Annotated in this window: 15 protein-coding genes and 2 tRNA genes; 12 read left to right on the top strand and 5 right to left on the bottom strand. The window is 70.9% G+C overall.

Annotated elements, in window-relative coordinates; translation table 11 throughout:
- Window positions 1-16: 16 nt before the first annotated feature.
- Complete coding sequence (locus B9S57_RS07670; RefSeq protein WP_003959770.1) at window positions 17-430, bottom strand: SsgA family sporulation/cell division regulator; 414 nt, start codon at window positions 428-430, stop codon at window positions 17-19.
- A gap of 190 nt (window positions 431-620) precedes the next feature.
- On the opposite strand from B9S57_RS07670, the gene B9S57_RS07665 reads away from it, so the two are divergent.
- The 7 genes from B9S57_RS07665 (at window position 621) to B9S57_RS07635 (ending at window position 7978) form a co-directional block, all read left to right on the top strand.
- Complete coding sequence (locus B9S57_RS07665) at window positions 621-1076, top strand: TIGR02611 family protein (protein WP_103514769.1); 456 nt, start codon at window positions 621-623, stop codon at window positions 1074-1076.
- Between the two features lie 54 nt (window positions 1077-1130).
- Window positions 1131-1202, top strand: a tRNA-Val gene (locus B9S57_RS07660).
- A gap of 235 nt (window positions 1203-1437) precedes the next feature.
- Complete coding sequence (locus B9S57_RS07655) at window positions 1438-2724, top strand: ABC transporter substrate-binding protein (protein WP_103514768.1); 1287 nt, start codon at window positions 1438-1440, stop codon at window positions 2722-2724.
- A 10-nt stretch (window positions 2725-2734) separates the two neighbouring features.
- A complete protein-coding gene (locus B9S57_RS07650) occupies window positions 2735-3727 on the top strand; it encodes a carbohydrate ABC transporter permease (RefSeq protein ID WP_103514775.1) in 993 nt (330 codons plus the stop codon).
- Window positions 3724-4584: a carbohydrate ABC transporter permease gene (locus B9S57_RS07645; RefSeq protein WP_103514767.1), complete on the top strand. Its 861-nt coding sequence runs from the start codon at window positions 3724-3726 to the stop codon at window positions 4582-4584. Before B9S57_RS07650 ends, B9S57_RS07645 begins: the two co-directional genes overlap by 4 nt.
- Before the next feature lie 48 nt (window positions 4585-4632).
- Window positions 4633-5181 carry a hypothetical protein gene (locus tag B9S57_RS07640; protein ID WP_103514776.1) on the top strand — a complete coding sequence of 183 codons (549 nt, stop codon included), beginning with the start codon at window positions 4633-4635 and terminating at the stop codon, window positions 5179-5181.
- 55 nt (window positions 5182-5236) lie between these two features.
- Window positions 5237-7978 (top strand): Tat pathway signal sequence domain protein, encoded by a 2742-nt coding sequence (locus tag B9S57_RS07635; RefSeq protein ID WP_103514766.1) that lies wholly within the window; start codon window positions 5237-5239, stop codon window positions 7976-7978.
- A 41-nt stretch (window positions 7979-8019) separates the two neighbouring features.
- On the opposite strand, the gene B9S57_RS07630 is transcribed toward B9S57_RS07635, so the two are convergent.
- Window positions 8020-10431 (bottom strand): SCO7613 C-terminal domain-containing membrane protein, encoded by a 2412-nt coding sequence (locus tag B9S57_RS07630; protein WP_181011266.1) that lies wholly within the window; start codon window positions 10429-10431, stop codon window positions 8020-8022.
- Between the two features lie 115 nt (window positions 10432-10546).
- Here B9S57_RS07630 and B9S57_RS07625 point away from each other — a divergent pair.
- A tRNA-Val gene (locus tag B9S57_RS07625) sits at window positions 10547-10618 on the top strand.
- 61 nt (window positions 10619-10679) lie between these two features.
- On the opposite strand, the gene B9S57_RS07620 is transcribed toward B9S57_RS07625, so the two are convergent.
- Window positions 10680-11405, bottom strand: a complete 726-nt coding sequence (locus B9S57_RS07620) for a 3'-5' exonuclease (RefSeq protein WP_103514764.1) — start codon at window positions 11403-11405, stop codon at window positions 10680-10682.
- 194 nt (window positions 11406-11599) lie between these two features.
- Between B9S57_RS07620 and B9S57_RS07615 the strand changes: the two genes are divergently transcribed.
- The 3 genes from B9S57_RS07615 (at window position 11600) to thrS (ending at window position 15518) form a co-directional block, all read left to right on the top strand.
- A complete protein-coding gene (locus tag B9S57_RS07615; RefSeq protein ID WP_181011265.1) occupies window positions 11600-12199 on the top strand; it encodes a DUF4365 domain-containing protein in 600 nt (199 codons plus the stop codon).
- Window positions 12199-13440, top strand: a complete 1242-nt coding sequence (locus B9S57_RS07610) for a hypothetical protein (protein ID WP_103514763.1) — start codon at window positions 12199-12201, stop codon at window positions 13438-13440. The genes B9S57_RS07615 and B9S57_RS07610 overlap by 1 nt, the downstream gene beginning before the upstream one ends.
- 101 nt (window positions 13441-13541) lie before the next feature.
- A complete protein-coding gene (gene thrS, locus B9S57_RS07605; RefSeq protein ID WP_103514762.1) occupies window positions 13542-15518 on the top strand; it encodes a threonine--tRNA ligase in 1977 nt (658 codons plus the stop codon).
- 27 nt (window positions 15519-15545) lie between these two features.
- On the opposite strand, the gene B9S57_RS07600 is transcribed toward thrS, so the two are convergent.
- A complete protein-coding gene (locus B9S57_RS07600; RefSeq protein WP_103514761.1) occupies window positions 15546-16223 on the bottom strand; it encodes a potassium channel family protein in 678 nt (225 codons plus the stop codon).
- A gap of 66 nt (window positions 16224-16289) precedes the next feature.
- On the opposite strand from B9S57_RS07600, the gene B9S57_RS07595 reads away from it, so the two are divergent.
- Complete coding sequence (locus tag B9S57_RS07595) at window positions 16290-16862, top strand: HIT domain-containing protein (protein ID WP_103514760.1); 573 nt, start codon at window positions 16290-16292, stop codon at window positions 16860-16862.
- 52 nt (window positions 16863-16914) lie between these two features.
- Here the strand turns inward: B9S57_RS07595 and B9S57_RS07590 are convergent, their stop codons facing one another.
- Window positions 16915-17142, bottom strand: coding sequence for a DUF6059 family protein (locus B9S57_RS07590; protein WP_103514759.1), 228 nt, complete (start codon window positions 17140-17142; stop codon window positions 16915-16917).
- Window positions 17143-17162 lie beyond the last annotated feature (20 nt).

Genomic DNA, 17162 nt, shown 5'->3' with positions numbered 1-17162 from the left:
CAGCTCTCTGCCTGGCTCAGCTCTCGGCCAGGATGTGCGAGAGCTCCGTATCGAGGTCGAAGTGACGATGCTCGGTGCCGGGCGGTACCGCGGCGTCGGTCCTCTTCAGGAACGACTCCAGGGCCCTTGCCGGGGCTTCCAGCAGGGCTTCGCCCTCCGGGGAGCTCAGTGCGATGCAGACGACGCCTTGACCGTGACTTCGTGATGGCCAGACGCGGACGTCTCCGGTGCCGGTGGGCCGGTGCAGCCCCTCGGCGAGGAGGTCACGGGCGAAAACCCATTCGACCGTCTCCTCCGCTCCGGTGTGGAAGGTGGCGTGCACGGCATAGGGGTCGGCCGTGTCATACCGCAGGCCCGCGGGTACAGGCAGTGAGGACTCGCTCGACACAACGAGGCGCAGGTGCAGCTCGCAGCTGACCGTGGTGTTCATAAGCGCCAGGGCCTTTCGCTCAGTGTGCGCTCGGGGATTCGCACGTCGGCGAAGTCGACATGCCACCTACGGTGGCGTTGTAAACCCCTCTGACCTATTTGTGATGCTTCAGGTCCCTCGTCCAGGGGTGTGTAACTTTGGGTCATGCGTCCATTCCGGTGACGATCGCGATTCCGGTAGGTTGGGAATCATGAACGCGGAGAGTGACGAGCGGAGCGAGGTCGCCGCAGCGGTGGCGTCCGATTCCGCTGCGGGGGACGAGATCACGGCGGAGCGCGAGCTGGGCTCGCGGGCGCCCGGATTCATCCGGGCGTCGAGGGTGCTTCATCTGAGCTGGCAGGTCGGGATCTTCCTCGTCGGTCTCGCCGTGGTCGGGGCGGGCATCGTGATGCTGCCGCTGCCCGGCCCGGGGTGGCTGGTGATCTTCGGTGGCATGGCGATCTGGGCGACCGAATTCGTCTGGGCGCAGCTCGTCCTGCGCTGGACCCGTCGCAAGGTCACGGAGGCCGCCCAGCGCGCTCTCGACCCCGAGGTCCGGCGGCGCAACATCGCCCTCACCGCGGTGGGGCTCGTGATCATCGCCGTGCTGGTCGGGGTCTACGTCTGGAAGTTCGGCATCGTGATGCCGTGGAAGATCGAGCAGTGACCGGACGGTGGTCCGAAGGCGCCGCTGACATGGGGTAATGTTTGCGGTGCGCCGGGGCGATTAGCTCAGTGGGAGAGCACTTCGTTCACACCGAAGGGGTCACTGGTTCGAACCCAGTATCGCCCACCCCGGTCCGATGGCCCGGAAGCTTCCGAGAAGCTTCCGGGCCATCGGCGTTTCCCTGTGCGCCCGTCGCTGTCCGCGCCTGCTCCTGTCCGGCCGTCCAGTGCCTCCGCTTGTTCGGCCCGTCGTCACACCGCCGAAATTTCTCCCTAACCGTTGACGTCCCCGGTGCCGCTCCCTACTTTGGCCCGGCAAGCGCTTTCTAAAACGATTCAATGCGAACTGGTGGGGGCGAGCTATGTCTCGGAACGACGGCATGGACAGGCGGCAGCTGCTGAAGCTGGCCGGCCTCTCGGCGGCCGGTCTCGGACTGACCGCGGCGGGCTGCGGCTCGGGCGGCAGCGGTTCGGGCGGGCCGGTCACCATCCGGCACTCGTGGTGGGGCGCGGACGACCGGGCCAAGAAGGTCCAGAGCTGCGTCGCCCTCTTCGAGAAGAAGCACCCGAAGATCAAGGTGAAGACGGACTTCCAGCAGTACCCGGACTTCTGGAAGAAGTTCAACACCCAGGCGGCCGGCGGCAACCCCCCGGACGTCATCCAGAACGCCGTGACCTTCCTGCGCAAGTACGAGGCGAAGAACGTCCTCCTCGACCTGAAGCCCCAGGCCGAGAAGGGCAACCTCGACCTCACCGGCTTCCGCTCCGGCCTCGAGAAGTTCGCCGAGATCGACGGCAAGCTGCTGGGTGTGCCGGTGGGCAGCAACTCGATGGCCCTCGTCATCGACGAGCAGGTCTACGAGAATGCCGGTGTCACCCCGGAGATCGGCTGGACCTGGGACGACTGGTACGCCGGCCTGCAGAAGATCAAGAGCAGCCAGGGCATCGCCGGTGACTCCGGCCCGCACGGCGTGATGTACCTCTACGACCTGATCCTCCGCCAGAACGGCAAGGCGTTCTTCACCGACGACGGCATGGGTTTCGGCGAGGCCGAGCTGCTGCCCTACTGGACCGAGGCGCTCGCGCGGGTCGAGTCCGGCGTCTACGCCGACCAGAAGAAGATCGAGCAGATCAAGCCCGCCCTCCCCGTCGCGCGGGGGATATCCGGAGGCGAGTTCAACTGGGACAACTTCTCGGTCCGCTACAGCGCTGAGGGCAAGGGGAAGTACGGCCTCGCCCCCATCCCCAGCACCGACGGCAAGAGGACCGGCCAGTACCTGGGCTCGCTGATGCTGAGCGGTACGGCGCGCACCAAGCACCCCGCCGAGGTGGCGACCTTCATCAGCTTCATGACCCACGACCCCGAGGTCGCCAGGATCATGGGCTACGACCGCGGAGTGCCCGCCACCACCTCGCAGTTCGAGGCGTACGAGCCCACCGACGCGCCGAACAGGGCCGTCGCCGACTTCGAGACCAAGATCGCCGACGCGGACCTCCTGGAGCCCATCACCCCGCACCCGGCCGGTGCGGACGTGGTCGAGGCGGCCTTCCTGCGCATCGGCGCCGACCTGTCCCTGGGCAAGGCCTCGCCGAAGGACGCAGTCAAGCAGTTCTTCTCCGAGGCGAAGACCGCCCTCGCCTCGAACTGAGAGGACCGTGGTGACCCACATCCACACCTCCCCGGGCGTACTCACCCCCGGGGACGACCGCTCCGCCGCCGGGCGTAACGGTCCCGCAGGAGACGCGCCGCCCGCCGACGTCAAGCGGCGGGACCGGCGGGAGAACCTGGCCGGCTATCTGTTCATGTCGCCCTGGATCGCCGGCTTCCTGTTCCTGATCGCCGGGCCCATGGTGTTCTCGCTGTACCTGTCGTTCACCGAGTACAACCTGTTCGAAGCGCCCCGCTGGATCGGCCTGCGGAACTTCACCGACATGTTCGCCGACCCCCGGTGGCGCCAGTCCGTCAAGGTCACCTCCTGGTACGTCCTGATCGGCACCCCGATCAAGCTGGCCGCTGCCCTCGCCGTCGCCATGCTGCTCGCCCAGAAGCGGTGGGGGCAGTCGTTCTACCGGGCGGCCTTCTACGCCCCGTCCCTGATCGGCGCGAGCGTCTCGGCGGCCATCGTCTGGCGCGCGCTGTTCTCCGACGACGCACTGGTGGACCGTACGCAGAAGGTGTTCGGCGTCGAGGCCGGCGGCTGGATCGGCGACCCCGGCATGATCATCTACGCGCTGATCGCCCTCACGGTCTGGCAGTTCGGTGCGCCGATGGTCATCTTCCTCGCCGGACTCAAGCAGGTCCCGCGGGAGCTGTACGAGGCGGCTGAGGTCGACGGCGCCGGTCCCTGGCGCAGGTTCTTCCACATCACCCTGCCGATGATCTCGCCGGTGCTGTTCTTCAACGTCCTGCTGGAGACCATCCACTCCTTCCAGATCTTCGGCTCGGCCTACATCGTCAGCAACGGCAGCTGCGGACCGGCCGACGCCACGCTCGTCTACACCTGCTACCTGTACGAACAGGGCTTCGTGAACAGCCGCATGGGCTTCGCCTCCGCCATGGGATGGCTGCTGCTGCTCGCCGTCGGCCTGGTCACCGCCGTGCTGTTCTGGTCCCAGAAGCGCTGGGTGCACTACGAGGAGGGCGGCCGATGAGCCTCCTGTCAGCAGCCCTACGCCGCCGGGGACCCGGGGCGCTCGCCTGGCACCTCGGCGCGCTCGTCGTCCTCGCCGTGGTCCTGTACCCGGTGGTGTGGACGATCGGCGCCTCGTTCAAGCCCAGCACCGAGATCATCGGTGCCCTGGACCTGTTTCCGGCCGATCCCATCGGTGACAACTACACGCGGCTCACCGAGGGCATCGCGGACATCCCGATCTCGACGTTCTTCCTGAACTCGACGTATATCGCGCTCGGTTCGGTGGTCGGCGTGGTGCTGTCGTGCTCGCTCACCGCCTACGCCTTCGCGAAGGTCCGGTTCGCCGGCCGCACCATCATGTTCACCATCATGATCGGCACCCTCCTGCTGCCGTACCACGTACTGATCATTCCGCAGTACGTGCTCTTCCAGAAGCTGGAGCTGATCAACACCTTCACCCCGCTGCTGATCGGCAAGTACCTGGCCACGGACGCCTTCTTCGTCTTCCTGATGGTGCAGTTCATGCGCGGCCTGCCCAAGGAACTCGACGAGGCGGCCAGGCTGGACGGCTGCGGGCATCTGAGGACCTACTGGTCCATCGTCATGCCGCTCTGCAGGCCGGCCCTCGTCACCAGCGCGATCTTCACCTTCATCAACGCCTGGAACGACTTCATGGGCCCGCTGCTGTATCTCAACGAGCCCGGCAAGTACACCGTCTCCATGGGGCTGAAGATGTTCATCGACCAGGACGCGGTGGCCGACTACGGCGGCATGATCGCCATGTCCCTGGTGGCCCTGCTGCCGGTGCTGGCCTTCTTCGTGGCCTTCCAGCGCTACCTGATCGACGGCATGGCCACCTCCGGCCTGAAGGGCTGACGCGCCGTGGCGACCAAGACCCGTACCTCGGGCAGGCGTTCGCGCCTCATGGGACGCTTCGCCCTGTTCTCCGAATGCCTGCTCGTCGGTGTCTGGATCGCCGTCGCCGCCCTGCCGGTGCTCACCTTCCCCGCGGCCTTCGCCGCGGGAACCCGGCACCTGCGGCGCTACCTCGCCGGTGAGCGCGGCGGCCTGCGCGAGTTCGCGTACGACGCCCGGGCCGCCGCCCGCGGCGGATGGCTCGTCGGCGCGGCCGTCTGGGCCGCCGCGGCCCTGCTTCTGCTCGACCTGGCCGCCGTCCGGGCGGGGCTGCCCGGCGGTCCGCTCGTGGGAGCCGTCGGCATCGTCGCCATGATCGGGTTCCTGGTCGCAGTGGTACGCGCCGCCTCGTGCTGGGAGCCCGGCGCCCGCTGGCCCGGCCTCCTCGCGGAGGCGGGCCGGACCACGGTCACCGACCCCGCCGGATCCCTGCTCCTCGTCTGCGGGATGGCCGTCGTCGTGCTGTCCGGCGCCCTGGTCCTGCCGCTGGCCGTCCCCGTCCTCGGGTCCGTCGCCGCCGCGGCCACCGCCGTACGGCAGCGCGAGCTCTCCCGCTGACCCGCACCCCCCGCTCGTCCCCTGTTCCGAAATCCGCACGGAGAGAGGCACACCCATGTCCAGGATGCCCCGCAGGACGCTCCTGAAGGCCGCGGCAGCGGCCGGCGCGGCCGCACAGTTCAGCTGGTCCCTCGGCACCGCTCCCGCCTCGGCCGCCCAGGGAGAGGGGAAGACTGCAGAACCGGTCTCCCTGACCTGGCTCGAGTCCGGCGGCCTCGGCGCGGCCCCCGGCTCCACCCTCGGCGTGCCCTGGCCCAAGGGGCAGCACGCCAAGGACCAGACGTTCACGCTGTCCACCGAGGACGGCAAGGACGTCCCCGTGCAGTCGTGGACCACCGCCACCTGGCCGGACGGTTCCGCCAAGTGGACCGCGCACGCCGTCGGCCCGGAAGCGGCGGGCGCCGAGAAGTTCGTCCTGGCCCCGGGCACGCCCGCCGCACCCGCCCGCAAGGTCACCGTGAAGCACTCCGGCGGGAATATCAGCGTCTCCACCGGAGTCGTCACCGCGAAGATCGGCAGGTCCGGTACCTCGCTGATCACCTCCCTCACCCGCGGCTCCACCGAGATCGCCAAGGACGGCCGGCTCGTCCTGATCCGCCAGGGCGAGATCGAGGACGGCGACCAGGGACGCGAGACGTACGAGCGGTTCGAGAGTGCCGTCACCACCGCCGAGGTGGAACAGAGCGGCCCCGTCCGCGCCGTCGTCCGCATCGAGGGCAAGCACCGCCGGGGCAGGCGCTCCTGGCTGCCCTTCTCCGTCCGGCTCTACTTCTACGCCGGCGCCGAGTCGTTCCGGATGGTGCACACCATCACCTTCGACGGCACCCAGGAGCCCGGAAAGGCGAGCGGCGACTTCATCCGGGGCCTCGGCGTCCGCTTCACCGTCCCCCTGCGGGACGAGGCCTACGACCGGCACATCCGCATCGGCGGCGAGGACACCGGCATGCTCCGCGAGGCGGTCAAGGGCATCACCGGCCTGCGCCGCGACCCCGGCGCCGCCGTCCAGGCGGCCCAGTTCGAGGGCACGAAGCTCCCCGACCCCGCCACCTGGGACCAGCGTGTCACCAGCCGCCTCGGACGCATTCCCACCTGGGGCGACTACACCCTCAGCCAGCTCTCCGCCGACGGCTTCTCGCTGCGCAAGCGCACCGGGAAGGGCCACGGCTGGATCGCCGCGGGCGGCGGCCGGCGCGCCTCCGGCTTCGGATACGTGGGCGGGGCGAGCGGCGGACTCTCCTTCGGACTCCGCGACTTCTGGGAGAAGTTCCCCGCGCAGCTCGACATCCGCGGCGCCGACACCGACGCCGCCGAGGTCACCGTCTGGCTCTGGTCGCCGGAGGCGGAGCCGATGGACCTGCGCTTCTACCACGACGGCATGGGCCAGGACACCTACGCCGACCAGCTCGACGGCCTCGAGATCACCTACGAGGACTACGAGCCCGGCTTCGGCACCCCCTACGGCATCGCGCGCACCAGCGAACTCGTCTTCTGGGCCAACGACTCCACCCCCGGCGCCGAGGCCCTCGCCCGGCAGACCCGCACCGTGCGCACCCTCCCGCAGCTCGTGGCGCCGCCGTCCCAGATGGTCGGCGCGGGCGTCTTCGGCGGGCTCTTCTCCCCGGTCGACCGCTCCACGCCCGCCAAGGCGAAGATCGAGGACCACCTGGACTTCCTGTTCACGTACTACAAGGACCAGGTCGAGATGCGCCGCTGGTACGGCTTCTGGGACTACGGCGACATCATGCACTCCTACGACCCCGCCCGGCACCAGTGGCGCTACGACGTCGGCGGCTACGCCTGGGACAACTCCGAGCTCTCGCCCGACCTCTGGCTCTGGTACGCCTACCTGCGCTCCGGCCGCGCCGACATCTTCCGCTTCGCCGAGGCCATGACCCGGCACACCGGCGAGGTCGACGTCTACCACCTCGGCGAGTGGGCGGGCCTGGGCACCCGGCACGGCGTCCAGCACTACGCCGACAGCGCCAAGCAGCAGCGCATCGCCAACACCACCTACCGGCGCTTCTACTACTTCCTCACCGCGGACGAACGCGTCGGCGACCTGATGCGTGCCAACGTCGACTCCGACGAGACGTTCCTCGCCCTCGACCCGCTCCGCAAGATCCGCACCGAGCCCTACACACCCGACCGCCACGCCCTCTCCGTCGGCTTCGGCACCGACTGGAGCGGACTGGTCTCCGCATGGCTCACCGAATGGGAGCGCGGCGGACCACAGGCCGCGAAGGCGAAGGCCCGCGTGCTCGGCACGATGGAGACCATCGCCGCCCAGCCCAACGGCTTCGTCCAGGGCAGTGGCCTGTACGACCTCGACACCGGGAAGTTCGCGGTCGCCGACGAGCCCGTCGTCAGCGTCTCGCACCTCTCGGCGGTGTTCGGCCTGGGCGAGCTGTGCGCCGAACTCATCGACCTGGTCGACATGCCGAAGTTCAGTGAGGCCTACCTCGACTACTGCCGCTACTTCAACGCGACCAAGGCCGAGCAGGCGGAGCGCTACGGCTCCGACTTCGGCAGCCTCATCCTCTTCCAGGGCCACTCACGGCTCGACGCCTACGCCGCGGTCCGGACGGGCGACGAGAAGCTCGCCGCCCGCGCCTGGGAGAAGTTCTACAACAGCGACGGGTACAAGGAATCCGCCCCCTGGAAGACCGAGAAGGTGACGGGTCCCGTCACCACCGTGCCCGGCTCCGAGGCGAACTGGGTCTACACCAACGACACCGCACTGTACGGTCTCGCCGCCATCGAGAACCTCGCACTCATCGGTGACCGGATGCCGGCCTGACCCCTGGGGCCCGGCGCCCTGACGCCGGGCCCCGCAGGACCTCACCGCATCCGGCCGAAGCTCTCCCGCACCCGGCGCGCGTCGCGCAGCCGCTGTTCGTACGTCGCACCGACCGCGAGCAGCAGCAGCCCGGCGAGCGCCGGGGGCGCCCAGCGGGGGAGCGCGTCGAAGACCTGGACCACATGGGGGGCCAGTTCGTGCAGCCCGTCCAGCGCCAGCACCGAACCGCCCAGTACCAGGGGCGCCCGCAGCCGCAGGCGGGAACCCACCAGCGTGACCACCAGCGCCGCGATCCCGAGCAGCAGCGGTCGCAGCCAGTGGGGATCGCCCCACGCCGCCACCAGGCTCGGCACCATCGTCACGGACAGGGCGGGACCGTACGCCACCCACGAGGACGCGGCCGGATCCCTGCGGCGACGCAGATACCCCACCGCGAACGCGGCCAGGGACACGGGCAGCGTGTACGCCTCCGGGTCCGCCACCCCCGAGGCCGCCAGCCGTACCCACGCCGCCGCCACGAACAGCCCCGCCGCCGGATACCCCGCCACCCGCCGGCGCTCGGGCCGCAGGGCCGTCGCCGCTGCCAGCACCCCGCACAGCCCCAGCACCAGCGCCAGGAACGGCGCGTCCGTCACCGCGAGGCACACGGCCACCACGGCGGCGAAGGCCCCCGTGAGTTCGACCGGGACCGCCACCACGGGCACCCGCAGCCGTGCCCCGAGCAGCACCGTCACCGCCGGCACCGCCAGCACCAGCGGGGCCGTGTGCGGGGCGCTCCATCCCAGCGACGCCCCGGCGGCGCAGGGCAGCGCGACCGCACACAGCACCGAGGCGCAGGAGAGCACCGACCTCACCGCGGGCACCGCGGACCGCTCCGCCGAGGCGGCGAACAGGACCACGAGTACCGCCGACACCGCGTACGTCGCCGGCTCGGCGGCCAGGCCGAGCAGTCCCACGCTCACGGCCCCCGCCATCGCGCACGCCAGGCAGGCCATCGCGACCGCACCGGCCGCGCGCCGCACCGCGAGGGCCAGGACCGCCCCGACCAGGAGCAGTTCCACGCCCACCGCCACCGCGTACGGCACGTCCGCCACCGCGAGCAGCACCAGGAGCGCACCCCAGCCCAGGACCGCCGCGCCGGCCGCCGCAGCGACGCGCCACCCCTTCTCCGGGAGCGCGCGCGGCCACCTGACGTGGAGCACGCCCGACAGACCCGCCGCCACCGCGAGCACCACCGGGGAGGAGGCCGACTCCGGCCACGGGACCGCGTACCCCAGCGCGGCGCGGAACCCGTCCGGCGCCCCGGCCCACACCTCGCCCGTCAGGGAGACCGGGCCCAGCAGAACCGCGGCGACCAGGGGCGCGGCCCACAGCACGGAGGCGGCCGTCACCGAGGCCGACGCCGCCAGGACACCCCACATGACGGGCCGCGGAACCCGCAGCCGCAGCACCACCGACAGGGCCGCGCCGCACAGCAGGTAGACCAGGACCCTCCAGTGCCACGGCAGCGCCGCACTCGCCGCACCACCCACGGCGGCGACCCCCGAGAGGCCCGCCACGACACCCCCGAGCACCGCGAACCCCTTCGGCGCGCGCCACGCCCCGGACAGCGCCACCGCCGCGCCCGCCAGCAGCAGCGCCCCCGGACCCACGGCCCCCGGCACCCCGTCCGCCGACACGGACAGCCCCAGGGCCAGCGCCAGCGAGATCAGCAGCGTCAGCAATGCCCCGACGCAGGCCGTGACCCGCACGCCGAGCCCCCGGCCCCACAACGCCACGGCGACATCCGCCGCGGCCGTCACCAGCAGCGCCCAGCCGAAGCCCGTCGCCGACGCGTCGGCCGCCCAGGCGGTGAACAGCAGCGGCAGCTGGCCCGCCACCACCGCCGCGGGCAACGGCGTCCGCAGCCGGCCGAGCAGCAGCCCGTAGAGGGTCCACACCGCCGCCAGCACGGCCGAGGCGACCGCCGAGAAGACGAGGCCGTCCGCGTCCGGTGCCGCCACCGCGTGCAGCGCGATCGCGTCCAGCACCGTCAGCACCAGGGCCAGGACGGCCACCGCCTCCGCTGTCGAGGGCAGCGAGCGGTTCAGCAGCGGCGCCGGCGCCACCAGCGCCCCCGCCGTCACCGCGGCCAGCACCGCGGAACGGCCGGCGATGCCCATCTCGCCCCAGCTGAACAGGGTGAACGCGATCGCGGCGACCGTCAGCAGCAGACCGCCCAGGACCAGCAGCACGTTCTGGGTGCCGTGCGCCGGGGCGGAGGGACGGGTGACCGGACCCTGGAACGGCCGGGGAGCGGCGGGCACCGGGAACGGCTGCGGAGCCACCGGTGCGCGCAGCACGCTCAGCAGCCACGCGCGGCGGTTCAGCAGCTGAAGCCGGCGGGCGTCCAACCGGGTCAGCTCTTGATCGAGGAGGGCCAATTCCTCGGCAGGCGGCGGCACATGTCTCATGTACGGGAGTGTGGCGGCGGCCACACCCGGTGGCATGCGTTCGGATACTCAGTTCCGCCACTGAGTAGGAGTTTGAACCGGGGGCGCCGCGCCCTGTATGGTTCAACCCGTTCCCGGGCGATTAGCTCAGTGGGAGAGCACTTCGTTCACACCGAAGGGGTCACTGGTTCGAACCCAGTATCGCCCACCTGGGAAAAGCCGGTCCGTCAGCACCAACGACGGACCGGCTTTCGCTTACCCGGTCCGGATCAGGCCGCCGCGGGCAGCTCCGGACGCAACGGCCACGCCGGATCCACCGCCTCCGGCGCACCGTTCTTCTCGAACCACGCCTGCAGCCCGCGCGCCTGAGCGGCGTGCCACACCGCCTGCAGGGAGTGCACCTCCGCCGGGGACAGCCGCTCCAGCCGGGCGGAGAACCGCCGGCCCACGGCCCGCACCAGTTCGAGCGACGCCGCCGCGTCGGCCGCCGCGTCGTGCGCCCCGTCCAGGGGCACCCCGTACAGCTCGCACAGGTCCGTCAGTGTGCGGCGGCCCTTGCGGTAGCGGTCCAGGTGCTTGTCCAGGACCCGCGGATCCAGCACGCACAGCGGCTTGTTCCGCAGATAGCCGGCCAGTGACGACGCCCGGTGCCGCCTCAGCTCCCGGTCCAGCAGGGTCAGATCGAACGGCGCGTTCATCACGACCAGCGGCCGTCCTGTCGCGCACTGCTCCGCCAGCGCCCGGGCTATCTCCTCGACGACCGGTGCGGGCCACCGGCCGTTGCGCTGCAGATGGTCATCGGTCAGACCGTGGATCTCCGTGGCGCCGGGAGGCACCGGAATCCCCGGATTGACCAGCCAGCGGGTGACGCGGAGTCGCCCGCCCGCCGAGTCCTGGACGACGAGAGCGGCCGAAACGATCCGGTCCTCCTCGACGTCCACGCCTGTCGTCTCGGTGTCAAAAGCCGCCAGCGGCCCCTCGAACCAATGCGTCATCCCCGAACTCCTCGCGCCTGCGCGGCAGATGGCGGGATTCCTCTGCCCGGTTCGGTGATACCCGCACCCTATGCCTGATACGCCGTTTACGGCCCGCCTCCTGCGGCGACAACAGAAGGGACGGACACGGAAGTTGACCAGTCCGTCAGCGGAGACCGGGAAACCGGTCGGCACAGCCCGGAAGGCACGGAGCCATGGCGCTCGCGCAGCCGAACCCAGGGAGTCCCGCCCGCACCGAGGACCACGGGGGAAAGCCGCCGCAGCAGCGGAGCGCACCACCGCTGCGCGGCACACTCGCCACCACCGCCTGCATGGAGACCCTCCAGGTGGGCTACCTCCACGCGGTCGCGGCCGCGGCGGGCTGCTCACTCTCGCAGCCCTTTCCCGACAACGGCATCGACTGGCATGTCAGCCACGGTGCCCCGGACCACACCGTCGACGACGAGGTGACCATCAAGGTGCAGCTCAAGTGCACCTACCAGATCCCCCCGCACCCACCCGGCGCCGCGTTCTCCTTCACCCTCGACAACGCCCATCTGGGGAAGCTCGCGCGCACCCCCGTGTCGGTGCACAAGATCCTGGTCGTGATGCTCGTGCCCCGCAGCCAGGACGACTGGCTCAGTGCCGGGCACGAGCGCCTCGACCTGCGGCACTGCTGCTACTGGACGAACCTGGCCGGCCACCCGGTGACGGGCCGCAACCGGACCACCGTACGGATCCCGACCTCGCGCATCTTCGACGACCGCGCACTCTGCGACATCATGGCCCGGGTCGGGGCGGGAGGGAGACCCTGATGCACCGGTCGATGGACGAGCCCACCGGAGGGACGGTCCCGGCGGGCAGCCGCGCCCATCCGTACGCCGACGGTCCGGACCCCGGCCGGGTGCCGGACCCCGCCCGCGTCGACCCCGCCGTCCTCGGAGCCCTGCTGCGGCGGCACGGATGGCACCGGAGCGGAGGGGCGCGGGGGCGCTACAGCCGCTGGGTCCCGCCCGGCCCCGCCACCACGGGCACCAGCCTGCTCGTGCCCGACACCACCGCCTTCCCCGACAGCGAGGACCTCCTCGCCGAAGCCCTCCTCGCGCTCACCCGCAGCGCGGCCCCCTCCGCCCGCGACATCCTCCTCGCGCTCACCGTGCCCAGCGACGAGATCCGCTGGTGGCGCGACATCCCCGAGGGGGCCGCGGGAGCCTCCGACTGGACGGGGACGGACCAGCTGCGTGCGGCGGCCGGGCAGATCCTGCTCGCCGGATCCCTCGCCGTGCGCGGCCGGGCCGGATACCACGGCGCACGCCACCGAAGGAAGGCCCGGAGGGCCCTGGACGGCACCCTCGTCGGACCGGCGGCCGACGGCCGGGAGCTCACCGCGTTCGTCCCCGTCACCTCGGGCCGGGCCGTCGCCGTACAGCTGTACGCGGCGCTCCACGCGGCCCGGGAGGCGGTGGACTACCAGCGCGCCACCGGGGGCATGGAGGCCTTCGACGCCGCGGTCGCCGCCGGCGTCAGCCGGGAACTGACCGAGGCGGTCGTCGCCCTCGTGCGCGGGGCCGAGAGCACCAGGATCACCCTCGCCTGGGCTCCCGCCGCGGGCACACCCGCGGGGTGCCCGGCCGGACCGGAACCCGTCGAGTTCTCGCCCGGTGACCTGCCGGCCCTCCGCCTGGCGGGGGCGCGCTACCTGCGGGACGAACCCGCCGTCGCCGTGCGGATCACGGGGGCGGTCGTACGGCTGCGCCGCTCGGGGCCCCGCGGCTCCGGAGTGGTGCGGCTGAGGGTGCTGGCGGGGGCCGAGATCGCGCACGTACGGATCGAGCTCGACGAGGAGGCCTACCGGATCGCCGGCCACGCCCACCTGGTCGGACTTCCGCTGCGGGTGGAGGGCAGGCTGGAGAACCGGGGCGGGTTCCGGCGGCTCACCGGCGCCTCGGGGGTCGCACCCGTCCAGGTCGACGAGGCGGAGCGGGACCGGCTGATGAAGTCGCTCCAGGAGAACGTCGACTTCTTCGAGGAGGCGTGCGCGGGGGACGAGGAGTAGCCGGCCCGGTATCCCTTTCGCGTCGAGGCCCCCCGGCTCGGTACGATTCCTCTTGCGCGCGCAGGAGGAATGCGACGCACCCCCTCAGTCAGGAGAGACCGGTGTCAGACGTCCGTGTGATCATCCAACGCGATTCCGAGCGGGAAGAGCACGTGGTGACGACGGGCACGACGGCCGCCGAGCTCTTCCCCGGGCAGCGCACCGTCGTGGCCGCGCGGATCGCCGGTGAGCTCAAGGACCTCGCGTACGAGCTCAAGGACGGCGAGGTCGTCGAGCCCGTCGAGATCTCCTCCGAGGACGGCCTGAACATCCTGCGGCACTCCACCGCCCACGTGATGGCGCAGGCGGTCCAGGAGCTCTTCCCCGAGGCCAAGCTGGGCATCGGTCCGCCGGTCAAGGACGGCTTCTACTACGACTTCGACGTCGAGAAGCCCTTCACGCCGGAGGACCTCAAGGCCGTCGAGAAGAAGATGCAGGAGATCCAGAAGCGGGGCCAGAAGTTCTCGCGCCGGGTCGTCACCGACGAGGCCGCCCGCGAGGAGCTCGCCGACGAGCCGTACAAGCTGGAGCTCATCGGCATCAAGGGCTCCGCCTCCACGGACGACGGCGCGGACGTCGAGGTGGGCGGCGGCGAGCTGACCATCTACGACAACCTCGACCCCAAGACCGGCGACCTGTGCTGGAAGGACCTCTGCCGGGGTCCGCACCTGCCCACCACCCGGTTCATCCCCGCGTTCAAGCTGATGCGGAACGCGGCGGCGTACTGGCGGGGCAGCGAGAAGAACCCCATGCTCCAGCGCATCTACGGCACCGCCTGGCCCACCAAGGACGAGCTCAAGGCGCACCTGGAGTTCCTGGAGGAGGCCGCCAAGCGCGACCACCGCCGCCTGGGCAACGAGCTGGACCTCTTCTCCTTCCCCGACGAGATCGGCCCCGGACTCGCGGTCTTCCACCCCAAGGGCGGCGTCGTCCGCCGGGCCATGGAGGACTACTCGCGGCGCCGCCACGAGGAGGAGGGCTACGAGTTCGTCTACAGCCCGCACGCCACCAAGGGCAAGCTCTTCGAGAAGTCCGGCCACCTCGACTGGTACGCCGACGGCATGTACCCCCCCATGCAGCTCGACGACGGGGTGGACTACTACCTCAAGCCGATGAACTGCCCGATGCACAACCTGATCTTCGACGCGCGCGGCCGCTCCTACCGTGAACTCCCGCTGCGCCTCTTCGAGTTCGGCACGGTCTACCGGTACGAGAAGTCGGGTGTCGTCCACGGCCTGACCCGCTCGCGCGGATTCACCCAGGACGACGCGCACATCTACTGCACCAAGGAGCAGATGGCGGAGGAGCTCGACAGGACGCTCACCTTCGTCCTCAACCTGCTCCGCGACTACGGCCTGACCGACTTCTACCTGGAGCTCTCCACCAAGGACCCGGAGAAGTTCGTCGGCTCGGACGAGGTCTGGGAAGAGGCCACCGAGACGCTGCGCCAGGTCGCCGAGAAGCAGAACCTGCCGCTGGTGCCGGACCCCGGCGGCGCCGCGTTCTACGGCCCGAAGATCTCGGTGCAGTGCAAGGACGCCATCGGCCGCACCTGGCAGATGTCGACCGTGCAGCTCGACTTCAACCTCCCGGAGCGCTTCGACCTGGAGTACACCGGCCCGGACGGCACCAAGCAGCGCCCGGTCATGATCCACCGCGCGCTGTTCGGCTCCATCGAGCGTTTCTTCGCAGTGCTCCTCGAGCACTACGCGGGCGCCTTCCCGGTCTGGCTGGCCCCCGTCCAGGCGGTGGGCATCCCGATCGGCGACACCCACATCCCCTACCTCCAGGAGTTCGCCGCCGAGGCGCGCAGGAAGGGGCTGCGGGTCGAGGTGGACGCCTCCTCCGACCGGATGCAGAAGAAGATCAGGAACCACCAGAAGGCCAAGGTCCCGTTCATGATCATCGTCGGTGACGACGACATGAACGCCGGCACCGTCTCCTTCCGTCACCGCGACGGTTCGCAGGAGAACGGCATCCCCCGCGACGAGGCGATCGCCAAGCTCGTCGACGTGGTGGAGCGCCGCGTGCAGGTCTGATCCGTACGGGAAGAGGCGCCCGGGAAGCTACGCGCTCCCCGGGGGCCTCTTCTCGTCCTCCCGCTGGAACACCTCCACCAGCCACGAGGAGAACGAACCCGTCACCGCCCCGAGCAGCGCCAGCCCGCAGGCCATCAGGAACGCCGCGATCACCCGGCCCCACGGCGTCACCGGCACGGCGTCGCCGTATCCCACCGTCGTGAGCGTCGCGCACGCCCACCACACCGCGTCACCGAACGTACGGATCGAGGCCCCCGGAGCCTCTCTCTCCTGGTAGTACACCGCGAGCGCGCAGGAGAAGCCCAGCAGCCCGGCGGTCAGGCTCGCGTACGCCATCACCCGTGCGTACAGGCTCAGCCGCGGCCTGTCGGTGCGCTTCTGGACCGCCATGTAGACCTGGACCATCCGCAGCGGGCGCAGCAGCGGCAGGATGACGACCAGGGTGTCCAGCCAGTGGCTGTGGACGAACCGCGCGCCGAGGCCGCTGAGCCGGAGGCGTACGCCGTAGTCGACGACGAACAGCAGCCAGGTGGCCGCGACGAGGGCGAGGGCGATGTCCCGCCAGGGCTGGACGCCGACCGGGACGAGGACGCGGGTCGCGTATCCGGCGAGGAAGACCAGCCCCGCGGCGAAGAGCGGCACCTCGGTGCGCTGCTCCCATTCCTTGAGCCGGTCGGGGGCGGGGGCTGTGGGGCGGTCGCTCATGGCGCCAGCATCGCGGTGCGCGGACGGGGTCGGCCCCGGCGACACGCGCGGTGGGAGCGACGCAATATGCTGACCGGCATGACGAGTGAGCCGGAACAGCAGATCGGAGTGGGGACGCCCGACGCGTTCCAGCGCCTGTGGACGCCCCACCGGATGGCCTACATCCAGGGGGAGAGCAAGCCGAGCGGCCCGGGAGCCGGGGACGGCTGCCCGTTCTGCGAGATTCCCTCGAAGTCGGACGAGGACGGGCTCATCGTCGCCCGGGGCGAGCAGGTCTACGCCGTGCTCAACCTGTACCCGTACAACGGCGGCCACCTGATGGTCGTGCCCTACCGGCACGTGGCCGACTACACGGAGCTGGACGGCCCGGAGACCGCGGAGCTGGCCGACTTCACCAAGCGGGCCATGGTCGCGCTGCGCGCCGCCTCCGGGGCGCACGGCTTCAACATCGGCATGAACCAGGGGGCGGAGGCGGGCGCCGGTATCGCCGCCCACCTCCACCAGCACGTGGTGCCGCGCTGGGGCGGGGACACCAACTTCATGCCGGTCGTCGGACACACGAAGGTGCTCCCGCAGCTGTTGGGGGACACCCGGACGATGCTGGCCGGTGTGTGGCCGGCCGGTCTTCCGTCCGCCTGAGCCTTCCGTGTCCCGGGTAGTGTTCGCCCGCTGTTCCCGGGCCACCTCCGGCTCAGGAGCGGCCGAGTTCCCGCGCGTGGGCCCGCTCCGTCGGCGTGAGCGGCACGTCGGGCCGCACACGCTCCGGATGGGCCGCTCCGGGCCCGCTCCCCGTCACGGGCGGCCCGGACGCACCCCTGCCCCCGCCCTCGGGGTCCTCCACTCCCGCGTACGACGCTCCGTAGGCCACCAGCGAGCGGTAGAGGGCCCGCAGCACGCGAAGGACGAGGGGCGGTGTCATCGCGGCACCCGTTCCGTCCC

Source organism: Streptomyces sp. SM10, from assembly GCF_002910915.1.
In the GTDB taxonomy this organism is placed as follows: domain Bacteria; phylum Actinomycetota; class Actinomycetes; order Streptomycetales; family Streptomycetaceae; genus Streptomyces.
The sequence above is the reverse complement of the archived record's forward strand: the minus strand, read 5'-3'. Positions and strand labels throughout refer to the sequence as shown.